Source organism: Streptomyces sp. NPDC053367 (genome assembly GCF_044545925.1).
In the GTDB taxonomy this organism is placed as follows: domain Bacteria; phylum Actinomycetota; class Actinomycetes; order Streptomycetales; family Streptomycetaceae; genus Streptomyces.
In genome coordinates, this window is record NZ_JBITYN010000003.1 from 1 (window position 1) to 15,935 (window position 15,935).

Below are 15,935 nucleotides of genomic sequence, written 5' to 3' on the forward strand. Positions count from 1 at the left end.
CGACTCTATCAGATCTTTTCTCGATCCGATTTCCTCGGTGCTTTCCAGGTTCCCGCTTCCGCGTTTCCCTTTCCGGCGGTTCTGACTCTATCAGACCCTTTCGGCGTCTGACTCCCTGTCAGGAGGGTTTGTCTTCCCGGCCGCTGGGCCGTTCCGACGTCTCAAACCTTAGCGGATCCGCTCCGTGATTCCCAATCGCGTGGATCGGGTTCGCAGAGCCCTATTCGAATTGAATTCCGGCAAGCGGAAATCAACCCCGTCGGGAGATCTTGCTGAGTGGTTTGTTGCCGCTGATGCGGCGGAAGGTGCTGTCCAGAACCGTTACGGCTCCCCGGCAACCCGAAGAACTCTACGCACTGGCAGGGGCCGTGTCAAGCGCCTCGCCGGGACCGTCCGTGACCTGCTCAGTCGAGGTCGGTGAGGCGTCCGCCGGCGTCGGGCTGGGCGTCCTCCACGCGGCGCAGCAGCCGGGCGAGGACCTCGCCGAGGACGGTGCGCTCGGCCGGGGTGAGGTCCTGGAGGAGTCCCTCCTCGAAGACGGAGGCGAGGCGCATGGCCTCCAGCCACTTCTCCCGGCCCTCGGGCGTCAGCTCCACGATGACGCGGACCCGGTTGGACTCGTCGCGCTCCCTGGTGACGAGGCCCTCGGCGACCATGCGGTCGATCCGGTGGGTCATCGCGGCCGGCGTGAGGCCGAGGCGCTTGGCGAGGTCGCTGGGGCCCATGCGGTAGGGGGCGCCGGACAGGACGAGTGCTTTGAGGACCTCCCACTCGGCGTTGCTGATGCCGAGCGCGGCGGTCTGGCGGCCGTAGGCGACGTTCATACGCCGGTTCAGGCGGGACAGCGCCGAGACGATCTTCTCGACCTGGGGGTCGAGGTCCTGGAACTCGCGCTGGTAGGCGGCGATCTGTTCTTCGAGTGTCGGCTCGCTGATGCCGGGGGTGTCACCCATGGCCGAAGTATCGCACGCCGGGGCTTGGCGTCGAAGTCCTTGCACATGTACTCTTTAGCTTCGAAGTTTAGTTTCGAAGTCTTCACTCCTAACTAGTGAGAGAGGTGAACGTGACCAGGCAGATGGGCGCAGCGATGCGCCGGATCCACGTGGGCAACGCACTCAGCGCGTTCGGGCTCGGCTTCACGGTCCCCTACCTGTACGTCTATGTGGCGCAGGTGCGGGGGCTGGGTGCCACGACGGCGGGGCTGGTCCTCGCGGTCTTCGCCGTGGCCGCGTTGACAGTGCTGCCGTTCGCCGGTCGGGCGATCGTGCGGCGCGGCCCGCTTCCGGTGCTGCTCACCGCCCTGGTCACAGCCGCTCTCGGTGCGCTCAGCCTCGGGCTGGCCGGCAGTGCGTCGACCGTGCTGCTGTCGGCGGCGGCGCTGGGCGCGGGTCAGGCCGTGATGCAGCCGGCCCTGGCCACGATGATCGTGGACTGCTCGTCGGCGGAGACCCGGTCGCGGGCGTTCGCGATGCAGTTCTTCCTGCAGAACCTGGGCCTCGGTGTGGGCGGCCTGATAGGCGGCCACCTGGTGGACACCTCGCAGGTGTCGTCGTTCACCCTGCTCTTCGCGATCGAGGCGGCGGTGTTCCTGCTGCTGGTCGTCGTGATGTCGACCGTGCGGATGCCGCACTCGCCCCGCATGGCCGACAGCCCGGCGCAGTCGGCCAGGGGCGGCTGGAAGCAGTTGCTCGGCAACCGTGCCATGGTCCAGCTGATGGTTCTGGGCTTCGTGCTCTTCTTCGCCTGCTACGGACAGTTCGAGTCGGGCCTGAGCGCGTACGGGGTCGAGGCCGCCGGTATATCGACGTCCGCGCTGGGGACGGCGCTGGCCGCCAACACCGCGATGATCGTCGTGGCCCAGTTCGCCGTGCTGAAGTTCGTCGAGCGCCGCCGGCGGTCCAAGGTGATCGCGGCCGTCGGTCTGATCTGGGCGGTCGCCTGGCTCGCGGCCGGGTACGCGGGGCTGGGCCACACCAGTCAGGCGATGGCGACGGCCGCGTTCGTCTCGACGTACGCCCTGTTCGGGCTCGGTGAGGCGATGCTGTCGCCGACGGTGGCGCCGCTGGTGGCCGACCTGGCTCCGGAGGGCATGGCCGGTCAGTACAACTCCGCCTTCGCCCTGGTGAAGCAGCTGGCCCTGGCGGTCGGCCCGGCGGTGGGCGGCCCGATGGGCGCCTCGCTGCACGCGCCGTACATCGTGACCTTCCTGCTGTTCTCCCTCGGCATCAGTGTCCTGGCGCTTCGCCTGGGCCGACGGCTGACCGAGGCCCAGGACCAGCCGTGGGTGGCCCGCAACCGTGTGGTGGCAAGGGGCGGCAGCGCTGTTCCGGAGACCGTGGCCGCGGACGCCTAGGGGCGCGGGTAGCTGCGCGAACAGCCACAGACGGCAGACGGCCGGCCGAGGACGGGGACCACCTCCTCGGCCGGCCGTTGCGTCATCCCTTCGGCAGAGCGAACTCGCACCACACGGCCTTGCCCCCACCGGGAGTACGCCTGCACCCCCAGCTGGAGGCGATCGTGGCGACGATCGCGATGCCCCGCCCCGACTCGTCCCCGGGCTCGGCCCGCCGCCGTCGGGGCAGGTGATCGTCCCCGTCGGTGACTTCGACGATCAGACGTCGGTCGGTACGGCGGAGCCGAAGCCGCATCGGCGGCGTGCCGTGCTGCAGCGAGTTGGCGACCAGCTCGCTCGCCGCCAGGACACCCAGGTCGTGCAGCTCGGTCGGGAACCGCCAGCTGGTCAGCACGCCGGAGGCGAACGCACGGGCGCGTGGGGCCGCCTCCACACCACCCAGCAGCTCCAGCGCGGCGTTGCGGAACAGGTCGCTCTCCGCGCCGGTGCGGGCGGGCTGCTGGAGGACGAGGACGGCCACGTCGTCGTCGTGGTCGGCGGCGACGCCCGCGGAGCGCAGCAGGCGGTCGCAGACGACCTGGGGGCTGCCGGTGGCGCCGGAGAGGGCGCGTTCCAGGGCGGCGATGCCTTCGTCGAGGTCCTCGTCGCGGCGTTCGACGAGGCCGTCGGTGTAGAGGACGGCGGTGGCGCCGGGGCCGAGGGGGACGGAGCCGGAGGCGTGCATCCAGCCGCCGGTGCCGAGCGGTGGGCCGGTGGGTTCGTCGGCGCGCAGGACGGTGCCGCTCTCGTCGCGGACGAGGATCGGCAGGTGGCCGGCCGAGGAGTAGACGAGCCGTCCCTCGTTCGGGTCATGGATGGCGTAGACGCAGGTGGCGATCTGGTTGGCGTCGATCTCGGTGGCGAGGCCGTCGAGGAGCTGGAGCACCTCGTGCGGGGGCAGGTCGAGGCGGGCGTAGGCGCGGACGGCCGTCCGGAGCTGGCCCATGACCGCTGCCGCGCGGACGCCTCTGCCCATGACGTCGCCGATGACGAGGGCGGTGCGGCCGCCGCCGAGGGTGATGACGTCGTACCAGTCGCCGCCGACGGCCGCCTCGGTGCCGCCGGGCTGGTAGGTGGCGGCGATGCGCAGGTCGTCGGGTTCTTCGAGTTCCTGCGGGAGCAGGGAGCGCTGGAGGGTGACGGCCGTCTCGCGCTGGCGGCGTTCGCTGGCGCGCAGGCGTTCGGCGGCCTCGGCGTGGTCGGTGACGTCGGTGGCGAAGACGAGCACGCCGGGGACGCCGGTGTGGGGGCCGCCTTCGGTCACGGGGGTGCAGGTGAAGGTGTAGGAGCGGCCGTCGCAGGCCTTGCGGGACTTGACCGTGCGGGGCTTGCCGCTGCGCAGGACCTGGTCGAGCAGCGGCATGAGGCCGAGTTCGACGAGTTCGGGCAGGGCCTCGCCCGCGGGTTCGCCGGGCGGTCTGGGACCGAAGGCGGAGGTGTAGGCGTCGTTGACGTAGGCGAGGCGGTGGTCGGTGCCGTGTACGAGGGCGACGAGGGCGGGCACGCGGTCGAGGACCTCGCGCACGGGCAGGTCGTCGACGGCGGGCACGGGGGACGAGCCGTCGGTCCATTGTTCGGCGCGGGCCGCGGGCACGGAGCCTTCGCCTCGGTGGTCCGCTCTGCGCTCGGGAGCGACCGTGGGTTCGGTCCGCGCTGCGGCGCGGCGCTGCGTTCCGGGGAGCCGGGCGCTCCAACGCGTGAAGTTCACGAATCCTTGCCTCGGTAGTGGTCGTCGGCCGGCTCCGGACCCGGCCGGGGCCCCCGGGGCGCGGGTGGGTGCCGTCCCCGGGAAATGCAGCACTTGGGAAAAGCCTCGTGGGGTCGCAGGGCGGGTGGGGGCCCGTCCTGACGGTGGACCAGTCTGGCAGTGTGACGGACCGGGCCGACATCCGTCAGACGCCCGGCCGGTGCGTCGAGTTCCTGGCTTCGGTCAGGACGACCCCTTCGGGTTCCCCGGAGGCATTCCCCCGGCCGCGAGTTCGAACTCCGCTCGGGGGTGTTCGAGTGAACCGAGCGAGACGATCTCCCGTTTGAACAGGCCGGCGAGGGTCCATTCGGCCAGGACGCGTGCCTTGCGGTTGACGGTGGGCACGCGGCTGAGGTGGTAGGCGCGGTGCATGAGCCAGGCGGGGTAGCCCTTGAGCTTGCGCCCGTAGACGTGGGCGACGCCCTTGTGCAGGCCGAGGGACGCCACGGAACCCGCGTACCTGTGGGCGTAGGTGTCCAGGGGTTCGCCGCGCAGGGCGTGGGCGATGTTGTCGCCGAGGGTGCGGGCCTGGCGCAGGGCGTGCTGGGCGTTGGGGGCGCAGTCGCGGCCGTCGTCCGCGGTGACGTCGGGGACGGCCGCGGCGTCGCCCGCCGCCCACGCGTGTTCGGCGCCCTCGACGGCGAGCTGGGCGGTGCAGCGCAGCCGGCCGCGGTCGGTGAGGGGCAGGCCGGTCGCGGCGAGCAGGGGGTGCGGTTTGACGCCGGCGGTCCATACGACCGTACGAGTCGGGAAACGTTGTCCGTCGCTGAGGACGGCGACGCGGTCGGCGCAGGACTCCAGGCGGGTGCCGAGGAGGACCTGGATGTTGCGGCGGCGCAGCTCGGCGACGGTGTAGCGGCCGAGGTCGGGGCCCACCTCCGGCAGGATGCGGTCGGAGGCCTCGACGAGGATCCACTTCATGTCCTCGGGGCGGACGTTGTGGTAGTGGCGCGCGGCGTAGCGGGCCATGTCCTCCAGTTCACCGAGGGCCTCGACCCCGGCGTAGCCGCCGCCGACGAAGACGAAGGTGAGAGCGGCGTCGCGGACCGCGGGGTCGCGGGTGGAGGAGGCGATGTCCATCTGCTCGATGACGTGGTTGCGCAGGCCGATGGCCTCCTCGACCGTCTTGAAGCCGATGCCGTGCTCGGCGAGGCCGGGCACGGGCAGAGTGCGCGAGACGGAACCGGGGGCGAGGACGAGCTCGTCGTAGGGGAGGTCTTCGGGCCCGGCGCCCTCCTCGCCCGCGAGGGTGGTGAGGGTGGCGGTGCGACGGGCGTGGTCGATGCCCGTGACCTCGCCGACGATCACCCGGCAGTGCGGCAGCACGCGGCGCAGGGGCACGACGACATGGCGTGGCGAGATGGATCCGGCGGCCGCCTCGGGGAGGAACGGCTGATAGGTCATGTACGGGTCGGGGGTGACGACGGTGATCTCGGCGTCGCCGCGCCTCAGTTCCGCCCTGAGATGCCGCTGGAGACGCAGGGCCGTGTACATCCCGACGTAGCCGCCGCCGACAACGAGAATGCGCGCACGTTCCTTCACCATCCCATGACGCACCCGGCGCCTTCGTTTGTCCACAGCCTCGGCAATTTGTGTGACCGAAGGGCCGTCGGCGCGCCGCGTCGGGCGCGGTGCCGGAGTAGGGGAAGGTGTGCAGGTCAGTGCGTGTGTAGCGGGGGTCGCAAGCGGGCGCAACCGGGACGTATACGGCTCGTACTCCGATCGGGGGGCGCTCTGTGCGGAACCTGCCCCTTCTGAATTGACTCCCTCTCAACTATGTTCGTGTGTCGACGGGGTGTAGGGGGATGCGCTCCTCGGGTCCGCTGCGGGCGGATCCGGGTTCGGGGTCTCTTCCGCGCGCTCCGGCATCCAAATGGCGGGGAGAGTCTCCGGGGGGAGACGTCATTACCGGGGGATTTCGTATGCACATTCAGGATTCTCATTGGGCTTCCGCGTCGGCCGTCGCCGCCGGCGGGGCGGTGGGCAACGGACGCGGGGAGGGCCCGCGCTCGACGCCGCTGCGAGTGGACGCCCAGCGCAACCTCGAGCACGTGCTGCGTGCCGCGCGCGAGGTGTTCGGCGAGCTCGGGTACGGCGCGCCCATGGAGGACGTGGCGCGGCGGGCCCGGGTCGGTGTCGGCACGGTGTACCGGCGCTTCCCGAGCAAGGACGTGCTGGTGCGCCGGATAGCCGAGGAGGAGACCTCCCGGCTGACCGACCAGGCGCGCGCGGCACTGGGCCAGGAGGACGAGCCGTGGTCGGCGCTGTCGCGCTTCCTGCGGACGTCGGTCGCCTCCGGCGCCGGGCGGCTGCTGCCGCCGCAGGTGCTGCGGGTCGGCGTGGCCGACGACGGGGACCCGCTCGACGAGGCGCGGGTGCCGCAGCAGCGCAGCCAGCCCCAGCCGGTCTCGGGGGAGCTGCGGCTGGTGCAGGACGACCCGGCCGACGACGCGGGCGCCGCCGCGCTGCTGGAGGTGGTGGGTCAGCTCGTGGACCGGGCGCGTGCGGCCGGTGAGCTGCGGCCGGACGTATCGGTGTCGGACGTGCTGCTGGTGATCGCCACGGCGGCGCCCTCGCTGCCCGACGCGGCGCAGCAGGCGGCTGCCTCGGCGCGGCTGCTGGACATCCTGCTGGAGGGCCTGCGCTCGCGGCCCGCGTGAGCGCGGTGAGCTCGTCTGCCGAGTGATGATCGAGTGATCGTCGACTGCTGATCGAGTGCTGATCGAGTGATGGTGACGGCGGCGGGGATGTCCGGGGCGCTCTCGGCTCCCGCCGTCGCCATGGGGCGGCGCTGCCGTCGCCAAGGGCGGTGCCGTCGCGGCTACGGGCGGTGCCGCCTTCGCCGTGGGGCGGTGCCGCCGTCGCCCTGGGCGGTGCCGGAAAATGTCCGGTGCCGCCTTGAACTCGGCCGCGTCACCTGTCGGTTGCTTCTCCCCCGAATGAGTGAACGCCAGTACTCCTCGCCGCTCGATCCCCTCGGACGAGTGGCTGATCCGCTCTTGCGGGTCTCCTGCCGAAATCGCCTGTGGCAGTCTGGCCCGGTGGTCGGGACTGGTTGGGCTGGCGGCGGAGGCTTTCCGCGATGAGTGTTGACGGGCGGGACGAGTCGCTCGGTGAGGGTGACGCGGAGGCCGGTGACCGCACCTCGCCGCAGGTGCCGAACCAGGGCGGCCGCGCCGGAGTACCGGCTGGTGGAGAGCCGGTGAGCGGAGAGCCGGTGGGCGGAGAGCCGGTGGGCGGAGAGCCGGTGGGCGGAGAGCCGGTGGGCGGAGAGCCGGTGGTCGGGGGGCCGGTGGTCGGGGGGCCTGCGGCGGAGCGGGATCTTCCCGCCGAGGGTGAGCCTTCTGCGGCCGACAGCGTGCCGACCCAGGGGGGTGTCCCGTCTCAGGGGGGCGTTCCGACTCAAGGCGGCGTTCCGACTCAAGGGGGCATCGCCGCTTCCGGCGGTGTCCTTGGTCAGGGCAGTGTCCCCGCTCAGGGTGGTGTGCCTGCCGACGATGGCGTCCTCGTCGAGGGAAGCGTTCCTGCACAGGGTGGCGTTCCGGGACAGGGCGGCGTTCCGGGACAGGGCGGCGTTCCCGCTGAGGGAAGCGTTCCTGCACAGTGGGACCGGCGGGAGGACGGGTGGCGCGAGGACAGTGTGCTGCCGCCGCCCATCGAGCTGCCGCCGTCCGACGCCGAGCTGATCGGGCGGATGCGCTCGGGCGACGACTCGGCCTACGAGGAGCTGTACCGCCGCCACGCCGACGCCGTACGCCGCTACGCCCGCACCTGCTGCCGTGACGCCCACACCGCCGACGACCTCACCGCCGAGGTCTTCGCCCGCATGCTCCAGGCGGTGCGTGGCGGTTCGGGCCCGGAGCACGCGGTGCGCGCCTATCTGCTCACCAGCGTCCGGCGCGTCGCCGCGAACTGGACGAATTCCGCGAAGCGGGAGCAACTGGTCGACGACTTCGCGGTGTTCGCCACCCAGGCGGCGCGGGTCTCGGAGACCTCGGACACGGACACCCTCGAACTGCATCTCGGCGCGGATGTGCTCGCGATGCACGAGGCCGAGCAGTCCATGGCCATGCGGGCCTTCCGGTCGCTGCCCGAGCGCTGGCAGGCCGTGCTGTGGCACACCGAGGTCGAGGACGAGTCGCCCAGTGCCGTCGCCACGCTCTTCGGGCTCGACGCCAACGGCACGCGCGTGCTGGCCAGCCGGGCCCGCGAGGGGCTGAAGCAGGCCTACCTCCAGGCCCATGTCAGCGCCTCGCTCGCCGGTGACGAGGAGTGCGCCCGCTACGCCGACCAGCTCGGCACGTACGCCCGCCGCAAGCTGCGCACCCGTGCCGAGCGGGGGCTGCGCAAGCACCTGGAGGAGTGCGCCCAGTGCCGGCTGGCGGCAAGCCAGATCGAAGAGGTCGCCAGCAGCATCCCCGCCGTCGTGCCGGTCGCCGTCATCGGCTGGTTCGGTGCCGCCGGGTACGCCAAGGCCGCCGCGCTCATCGCCGGCGGGACCGGCGCGGGGGCCGCGGGAGCGGCGGGCGCCGCCGCCGCGGCGAGCGGCTCGTCGGGGTCCAGCGCGGGCGGCGGCGCGGCCGCCTCCGAGGGGCTCGGCGCGCCGGTGAAAGCCGGTATCGCCGCCGGTGTGGTCGCCGTGGCCGCCGCCGCGATCGCGCTCGCCCTGGTCGGCGACACGACCCCGAAGGAACCGGTGGCCAAGCCGCCCGCCTCCACGCCGGTCATGGAGCCGGAGCCGCCCGTTCCGACGCCCGCACCGTCGCGGAAGCCGGCCCCGCGGCCCGTGGTCGCCGCCCCCGCGCCGGCCCCGGCCCCGACACCCACGCCGACACCCACCCCGACTCCCACGCCCGCCCCGACTCCCAGCCCGACGCCCACACCCACACCCACGCCGTCGCCGTCGCCGACGCCCTCTCCCACGCCCACCCCGACTCCGACGCCCACTCCCCCGCCGCCACCGGCCGTCTACCAGTGGAGCGAGCTGGCCTACGACGTCGCCGGCGACGGGACCGCGCCGGAGATGCGGCTCGGCGAGAGCAGCTGGGTGTGGCAGCGCCAGGGCCTGTCGATCAGCGAGCAGACCTACACGCACGGCGTGACGGTCAACGGCCAGTCCTCCGTCATCATCGACCTCAACCGCGAGTGCACGGCCTACGACGCCGTCGTCGGGGTCGACGACATGACGATGAAGCTCGGCCATGTGTACTTCTCCGTCTTCGCCGACGGCGTCCCGCTGTGGAAGTCCGACCGGATCAAGGGCGGCGACCCGGCGGTGCCCGTGCATGTGAACCTCACCGGCCACAGGACCGTCCGGCTGGTCGTCGAACCCCACAGCCACTTCGACCACCTGGCCATGGCCGACTGGGCGCAGTCGCGGTTCACCTGTTCCTAGTCGCCGGGCCCTTGGCCGTTGCCGGTCCCCACTCGGTCGCTGTCGGTCCCCACTCGGTCGCTGCCGCTCTGCCGCCGGCTGCCGCTCGCGGGCGGGGTCAGCTCGTCCAGGACGTCGGCCAGGGTCAGCTGTCGTCCCTCGGCGGTCTCCCGCTCCAGGCGCTCGGCGCCCAGCGCCTCACGGGCGGCCGCCAGGGTGCGCTCGGCGTGGGCCGCCTCCGGCATGGGACTCGGCCGGCCGTCCCGCAGCCGGTCCGCCGCCGCCAGGAAACGCGCCGCGCGCGGGTGGTCCCCGAGCCTGCCCAGCAGCACCGCCAGTGACTCCGTCAGACCCGCCGTGACCAGGTCCGCGCAGTGGTCGGCCACCGCCCTGCGCAGGGTCTCCACCAGCAGCGGAAGCCCGTGCTCGGGCCCCCGCTCCGCGGCGACGACGAACGCGTCGAGGGCGTCCAGCGCGGCGGTGAACTGCGGCGGCAGAGGGCTGCGCGCAGCCGCCGAGCGAGCCGCCTCGCCCCACTCGCGTGCGCCTGCGATGTCCTCGTCCTCCAGGTACATATAGGCCCGCAGCAGGTTCATGAACGCCCGGGACTCCGGCACCCCGTACCGGCCGGCCGCGTCGCTCGCCTCGTCCAGCGCGGCCAGGGCGGTGGGGCGGTCGCCCGAGCGATAGGCGATCTCGGCGAGACGGGCCACCAGGAACGGCGTCTCTCCGTACGCGCCGACCTCATGAGCGAGCCGCAGCGCCTCCCGGTACTCGCCCCCGGCCTCCTCGAAACGGCCGCGGGCCATCGCCGCCTCGCCCGCCGCGCTGCACACCTGCGCGCCCATCCAGCGGTCGCCGACCCGTCGGCTGAGCTCGCGCAGCTCGGCCAGGTCGTCGTCCACGCCGTGGAGGCCGCCGGCCGAGTCCACGGCCAGGTGCACCCGGAACATCAGGGTGGCCGCCAGCTCCCAGTCCCCGCCGTACCGCCTGCAGTTCGCGACCGCCGCGTCCAGAGCGGGCCTCGGGTCGAGCGTGCCGCGCAGGTGGAACACGGTCAGGGGCCAGATGATCCCCGGCATCCTGGCCGCCTCCGGCCCACCATGCTCGTAGCGCCGCCGCAGCCGCGCGAGGTACGCCCGGCGGCGCGGGTCCTGGGTGGCGTCCGGTGGCTCGGAGTCCGAGGTGAGGAAGAGGTGCAGCATCCTCAGGTCCATGCGGAGGCTGTGGAGGGGGCGGGGGGTCCCGTCGGTTGTGGGGGTGGTTTCGGGGTCGGGGGTGGTCTCGGGGTCGGGGGTGGTCTCGGGGTCGGGCGTGGTTTCGGTTTCGGGATGGGGGATGGCTTCGGGATGGGGGGTGGCTTCGGGATGGGGGATGGTTTCAGGGTTGCGGGTGGATCCGGGGGTCCGGGTCGTTTCGCTTGTGCTCGGCAACAGGATTCGGGTGATCCAGTCCGCGCCCTCCTTGCGGTAGTTGCGCAGCCACCAGAACCAGCCCATGGCCAGCGCGATCGCTCCCGCCTCGGCCTCCTCGCCCGCCGTGAGGGCGCTGGTCAGTGCCGCCCTGATGTTGTCCAGCTCGTCCTCCAGGCGGGCGATCCAGGGCAGTTGCTCCCTGGAGCGCAGCTTGGGCTCGGCCTCCTCCACCAAAGAGCGCACCCACGCGCGGTGTCGTCGCTCTGTCTCGGCGCGCTGCTCGGGCTTCTCCGCCGCCCGCTCCACGGCATACTCGTGGATCGTCTCCAGCATGCGGTAGCGCATCCCCTGCGCGCCCTCAAGCTCGCACGGGGTCGCCACCACCAGGGACTTGTCGACCAGCGCGCCCAGCAGGTCCGCGGCCGGGCCGCCGCACACCGCCTCCGCCGCCGCCAGGTCCCAGCCGCCCGTGAAGACCGATGCCTCGCGCAGCATCGTCCGCTCCGGCTCCTCCAGCAGGTCCCACGACCAGTCGACAACCGCGCGCAGCGTCTGCTGGCGGGGCAGGACCGTGCGACTTCCGGAGGTCAGCAGCCTGAACCGGTCGTCCAGCCGCTCGGCGATCTGCCGAGGTGTGAGCAGCCGCAGCCGCGCCGCGGCCAGCTCGATCGCCAGCGGAAGGCCGTCCAGGCGGCGGCAGATCTCCCCTACGGCCTCCTTGTCGCGCAGCACCTCCGCGGCGTCGGGCCGTACCGCCGCGGCGCGCTCCGCGAACAGCCGGTGCGCCTGGTCGGGGAGCAGCGGCTCGACCGGGCGCACCGACTCGCCCGGCACGCCCAGGGGTTCACGGCTGGTGGCGAGGATCGTGAGCCCCGGGCAGTGGGTGAGCAGGGTCTCGGCGAGGTCCGCCGCCGCGCCGATGACATGTTCGCAGTTGTCAAGGATCAGGAGCTCGCTACGGGTTGCGCAGTGCTCGATGAGGAGGGTGACCGGGTCCTCCTGCGGGGTGGCCAGGTCGTTGGTCAGCAGCACGGTCTCGCGCAGACCGAGCGCGCTGACCACCGCGCCTGGTACCGCCTCCGGCCGGTCGAGCGGGGCCAGCTCGACCAGCCAGGCCTGTGGGAGCCCGGCGGCGGCTTCCTCGGCGAGGCGGGTCTTGCCGGAGCCGCCCGGTCCGGTGAGCGTGACCAGTCGGGCCCTGTGCAATTCGGAACGAACCGCTTCGATCTCGAGTTCCCGGCCCACGAAAGAGGTAAGGCGCGGACGGAGGTTGCCGTTCCGTTCAGGGCGTCTCGGGGGGAGCGGCGGAGAGTCGGTTTGGGGTGCGGGGGCTATGGGCGGGGGTTCGGTGTGCGGCGGTTCGGTGTGCAGGGGTTCGGTGTGCGGCGGTTCGGTGTGCAGGGGCGCGGTGTGCAGGAGCTCCGCGTGCAGGGCTCGGAGTTGGGGGCCCGGGTCCGTGCCGAGGGCGTCCGCCAGGGCTGTGCGGGCCGTCTCGTAGGCGTTCAGGGCGTCTGCCGTGCGGCCCGTGTCGCGGAGGGCTCGGATGAGGAGGGCGTGCAGCGGTTCGTCGTACGGGTGTGTCTTGGTGAGCTCCTGTAGTTCCGGTACGACGTCCTGGGCTTTTCCGAGGCGTAGGTGGGCCTCTATGCGGCTGCGGGTCGCCTCCAGGCGGAGGGCCTCCGGGCGGGTGGCGGCGGTGGTGCGGTCGGGGAGGTCGGCGAGGGCGGGGCCGCGCCAGAGGGTGAGGGCGGTGGTGAGGTGATGGGCGGCGGTGTGGGGGTCGTCGTGGGCGAGGGCGGTGGTGCCGGTGCGGACGAGGTGCTCGAAGTGGTGGAGGTCGATGTCGTGAGGGTGTGCGGCGAGTTGGTAGCCGCCCGGGGCGGAGACGATGGCCTCTCGGCCGAGGGTGCGGCGTAGGCGGCCGACGAGGGCCTGGAGCGCGGCGGGGGCGTCCCGGGGTGGGTCGTCCGGCCAGACCTCGTCGATCAGGGTGTCGGTGGGCGTGATGCGGCCGGGGCGGAGGGCCAGGGCCGTGAGAAGCGCGCGTAGGCGGGGGCCGCCCATGGGGAGGGGGTTGCCGTTGTCGTCGTCTGCCTCGGTGATGCCCAGGATTCTGTACCGCACCGGGCCATTGTGGCCGGGGCGTGCCTGCGGCGGCCTGCGCGGGCTCGGTGGGGCTTGATGTAGCGCATCCGGTGTGGTGGGTGGGTCGGGGCGGGCCCGGCCGGATGGGCGGCCTTCTAGGGGCGCGGGGAACTGCGCGATCAACCACGGACGGCCCGCACCCGCGCACAGCGGAACGAACCCGGCCGGGATGGCGGTCTTTCAGGGGCGCGGGGAACTGCGCGACCAGCCACCGACAGCCCGCAGTCGCGTACGGCGGTGAAGACCCGGGTGGGCCGGAGCGCAGGCCACGCGCGCCGGGGGGGCGGCCCAGCTCAGGCGCGCCGTACCGCGGCCCCCGCCCCCAGCGCGCCCCGTTGGGGGGTGATGCCCGCCGGTACGGCGCGCGCACGCGCGGGCGTGCCGGTCCAGCAGGTGCCGCGGCGGGCGAGGAGGCGCTGGAGCCAGAGTTCGAGGGAGACGAGGTGGGCGAGGCCGTCCAGGGGGAGGGGTTCACCGGCGGCGGCCGAGCGCAGCGCCTTGCGGACGACTCGGGCCTCGACCAGGCCGGCCTGGGCCAGGAGGGGCGTGTCGAAGAGGGCGATGAGGGAGTCGGCGGCCACGCGCAGGCCGGTGCGGGCGGCTGCCGCGGCCGGGGCGTTGGTGGAGGCGCCCCAGCCGGGAGGGACGTCGGGGACGCCGGCGCCCTTGAGGACGGCGCTGAGGATGGCGGCGCGGGCGCCCGGCTGGACGCGCAGCGCCTCGGGGAGGTCGCGGCAGGCGCGGACGACCTGATTGTCGAGGAACGGGGCGTGCAGGCGCTGGAAGCGGATCTCCGCGGCCTGTTCGAGGACGCGGATGTCGGCCGCCGCGCGGGCGAGGGCGGCACGCGCGCGGTGGTCTCCGGGGCGCTGGCCGGGGCCCGCGGCGGAGCGGTGGGTGGCGGACTGCAAACGAATCGATACTTCCGCCAGGGCCTCCCCCGTGAGCCAGCGGGCCGCCGGGCCGGGGCACGCCCAGGCCAGGGCGGCCAGGGAGGCGCCCACCGCGCTGCCGGGGTCGTCGAAGCGGCGGTCGAGGAGGCGGGCGGCGAGGGTCTCCACGCCGGTGCTGTAGGCGGTGCGGGCGAGGCGGCGGGCGGCGCCGTACACGCGCGCGGGGACCATGACGGAGCCGTCGGCCCTGGCGAGGGCGGCGACGGGCCGGACCAGGTGCCTTCTCTTGCGGTCCATCAGGAGGTCGGCGAGGCGGGCCGGGTGGGCGTCCAGGACCTGGCGGGCGCCGTAGCCGGTGAAGTGGTCGGCGCTGCCCGCGGAGAGGCGGGCCCGGTGGCGGGCGGCCGTGACCAGGGCGGGGCTCGGCTCGTCGGTCAGGGGGCCGTCCAGGTCGGCGTAGGGGAGCGTGTCCTCGCCTCCCGTGACCACCACGTGGTGCAGGCGGGGGTTGGCCGCCAGGGCGCCCGCGCGTTCCAGCTCGGCCTCGCGGCCGGCGGTCGCCAGGTCGTTGAAGGTGACCGCGAGGAGGCGTTCGCCCGCGCCTGTGCCGTGGCCCAGGACGGTGCCGGGCATGCCGGGCAGGCCGGCCGCGAGGAGGGCGAGGGTGCTGGAGGCGGGGCCGCCGGAGAGGTCGGCGCCGATGCCGGGGACGGGCATCCCGCGCGCGGCGCGTCGTTCGGCGGGGCCCATGCCGGGGACCGGGCCGGGGTCGATGCCCGTGCCGGGGACGTGGCGGGGTGCGGCCAGCCGGGTGCGTACGGCCTCGATGAGGGCGTCGCGTACGGCGTCGACGGCGCTGTCGGGGTCGGCGGGGGGCGCGGCCACGGCGAGGGAGGCGAAGGGCTCGTAGCCGGCGACCTCGCGTGCGCCGGTGCGCAGGATCAGCGCGTGCCCCGGCGGGACGCGCCGTACGCCGTCGTAGGGGGTGGAGTCGTAGAGGGCGGCGGGGACGTCCGGGGCGGCCAGGAGGGCGGCCAGGTGGCCGAAGTCGAGGTTGGCCTCGACGAGGTCGGCGAGGGGCAGGGCGGCGGTGGCGTAGGCGGTGCCGTCGGCCCAGGGGGCGTAGAAGACGGGGCGGGCGCCCGCCAGGTCGCCGCAGACGGTGATGCGGCGGCCGACCTGGACGACGGCCGTGTAGCTGCCGGGCCAGGCCGTCAGATGGCGCAGGGCGCCCCCGCGCGCGGTGAACAGGCCGAGCCGCAGTTCCTCGTCGCTGGCGCCGCAGGTGCCGAGGACGGCGATGCGGTTCTGTTCGTCGGCCCTGACGACCCTGATCTCGTCGGGGCGCCAGTCGCCGACGGCCCACAGCGGGTCGGGGTCGCCCCACAACAGGTGGGAGCCGACGGGATGGAGGGTCTCGCCGTCGTATCCGGTGGCTCCCGCCGAGCCGGGCCGGGCGGCTCGCGCGGCGGCGCTGCTCCATCCCACCAACCACCGCATGGACGCCTCCACAGGCTGTGGACAACCAGTGCACCGTACGAATCGGTTCACCATGCTGCCACGAAGAACGCGTCCCAGCGGCTCGGCGGAGCCGCTTGCGCCACAGTTGAACGGCGGCGGTGTGCGGGGGGTTCGACGGGCCGGCGGCCGCCGGGCACGGGGCGCGTGCGACGCGAATGCGCCCCCTGAGTGCTCCCCCGAAACCCCTTGCGCGCCCTCAACTCCCGTGGTGAGAGCGATGTTCCCCCCGCTCGACGGGGTCGATTTTCAGCCAAAAAACGGCGCAGCCGCGGGTGTTGATCCGCTGGCGTGCACGCTCCGTACAGGCTCTGCGCACCGCCCGGTGCGCGCAGCCCGGGAGGCGGAGTGCGCCCCCCGGACCGGTCCGCCGCCCGCGGGGATGAAGGCGGCGGTGTCCCCCAGCCCACTGGATCCAGTACAGCGGGCCGACCCACGCAGAAGCCATGGA

The 15,935-nt window shown here is 73.4% G+C and carries 8 protein-coding genes; 3 read left to right on the forward strand and 5 right to left on the reverse strand.

Going from position 1 to position 15,935, the window contains the following annotated elements; all coding sequences use genetic code 11:
* Positions 1 to 404: 404 nt before the first annotated feature.
* Positions 405 to 953, reverse strand: coding sequence for a MarR family winged helix-turn-helix transcriptional regulator (locus ACIGXJ_RS09605; protein ID WP_399642806.1), 549 nt, complete (start codon positions 951 to 953; stop codon positions 405 to 407).
* 122 nt (positions 954 to 1,075) lie between these two features.
* Between ACIGXJ_RS09605 and ACIGXJ_RS09610 the strand changes: the two genes are divergently transcribed.
* Positions 1,076 to 2,353, forward strand: coding sequence for an MDR family MFS transporter (locus ACIGXJ_RS09610; RefSeq protein WP_399643652.1), 1,278 nt, complete (start codon positions 1,076 to 1,078; stop codon positions 2,351 to 2,353).
* Between the two features lie 82 nt (positions 2,354 to 2,435).
* Here ACIGXJ_RS09610 and ACIGXJ_RS09615 read toward each other — a convergent pair whose 3' ends face one another.
* Together ACIGXJ_RS09615 and ACIGXJ_RS09620 are read right to left on the reverse strand one after the other, a co-directional pair.
* Positions 2,436 to 4,100, reverse strand: a complete 1,665-nt coding sequence (locus tag ACIGXJ_RS09615; protein ID WP_399642807.1) for a SpoIIE family protein phosphatase — start codon at positions 4,098 to 4,100, stop codon at positions 2,436 to 2,438.
* Positions 4,101 to 4,322: 222 nt separating this feature from the next.
* The gene (locus ACIGXJ_RS09620; RefSeq protein ID WP_399642808.1) at positions 4,323 to 5,684 is read right to left on the reverse strand and encodes an NAD(P)/FAD-dependent oxidoreductase; all 1,362 of its coding nucleotides are present in this window, start codon (positions 5,682 to 5,684) and stop codon (positions 4,323 to 4,325) included.
* 377 nt (positions 5,685 to 6,061) lie between these two features.
* Between ACIGXJ_RS09620 and ACIGXJ_RS09625 the strand changes: the two genes are divergently transcribed.
* Together ACIGXJ_RS09625 and ACIGXJ_RS09630 are read left to right on the forward strand one after the other, a co-directional pair.
* The gene (locus ACIGXJ_RS09625) at positions 6,062 to 6,799 is read left to right on the forward strand and encodes a TetR/AcrR family transcriptional regulator (RefSeq protein WP_399642809.1); all 738 of its coding nucleotides are present in this window, start codon (positions 6,062 to 6,064) and stop codon (positions 6,797 to 6,799) included.
* Between the two features lie 422 nt (positions 6,800 to 7,221).
* Positions 7,222 to 9,534, forward strand: coding sequence for a sigma-70 family RNA polymerase sigma factor (locus tag ACIGXJ_RS09630; protein WP_399642810.1), 2,313 nt, complete (start codon positions 7,222 to 7,224; stop codon positions 9,532 to 9,534).
* Here ACIGXJ_RS09630 and ACIGXJ_RS09635 read toward each other — a convergent pair.
* Together ACIGXJ_RS09635 and ACIGXJ_RS09640 are read right to left on the reverse strand one after the other, a co-directional pair.
* Positions 9,531 to 13,052 (reverse strand): AfsR/SARP family transcriptional regulator, encoded by a 3,522-nt coding sequence (locus ACIGXJ_RS09635; protein WP_399642811.1) that lies wholly within the window; start codon positions 13,050 to 13,052, stop codon positions 9,531 to 9,533. The genes ACIGXJ_RS09630 and ACIGXJ_RS09635 overlap by 4 nt on opposite strands.
* A 314-nt stretch (positions 13,053 to 13,366) precedes the next feature.
* A complete protein-coding gene (locus tag ACIGXJ_RS09640) occupies positions 13,367 to 15,466 on the reverse strand; it encodes an asparagine synthase-related protein (protein WP_399642812.1) in 2,100 nt (699 codons plus the stop codon).
* Between the last annotated feature and the right edge of the window lie 469 nt (positions 15,467 to 15,935).

Excerpts from the sequence above, each read along its gene's own strand:
- ACIGXJ_RS09630 (WP_399642810.1), top strand. The coding sequence starts at position 7,222 with ATGAGTGTTGACGGGCGGGACGAGTCGCTCGGTGAGGGTGACGCGGAG.
- ACIGXJ_RS09625 (WP_399642809.1), top strand. The coding sequence starts at position 6,062 with ATGCACATTCAGGATTCTCATTGGGCTTCCGCGTCGGCCGTCGCCGCC.
- ACIGXJ_RS09605 (WP_399642806.1), bottom strand. The coding sequence starts at position 953 with ATGGGTGACACCCCCGGCATCAGCGAGCCGACACTCGAAGAACAGATC.
- ACIGXJ_RS09620 (WP_399642808.1), bottom strand. The coding sequence starts at position 5,684 with ATGGTGAAGGAACGTGCGCGCATTCTCGTTGTCGGCGGCGGCTACGTC.
- ACIGXJ_RS09610 (WP_399643652.1), top strand. The coding sequence starts at position 1,076 with ATGGGCGCAGCGATGCGCCGGATCCACGTGGGCAACGCACTCAGCGCG.
- ACIGXJ_RS09640 (WP_399642812.1), bottom strand. The coding sequence starts at position 15,466 with ATGCGGTGGTTGGTGGGATGGAGCAGCGCCGCCGCGCGAGCCGCCCGG.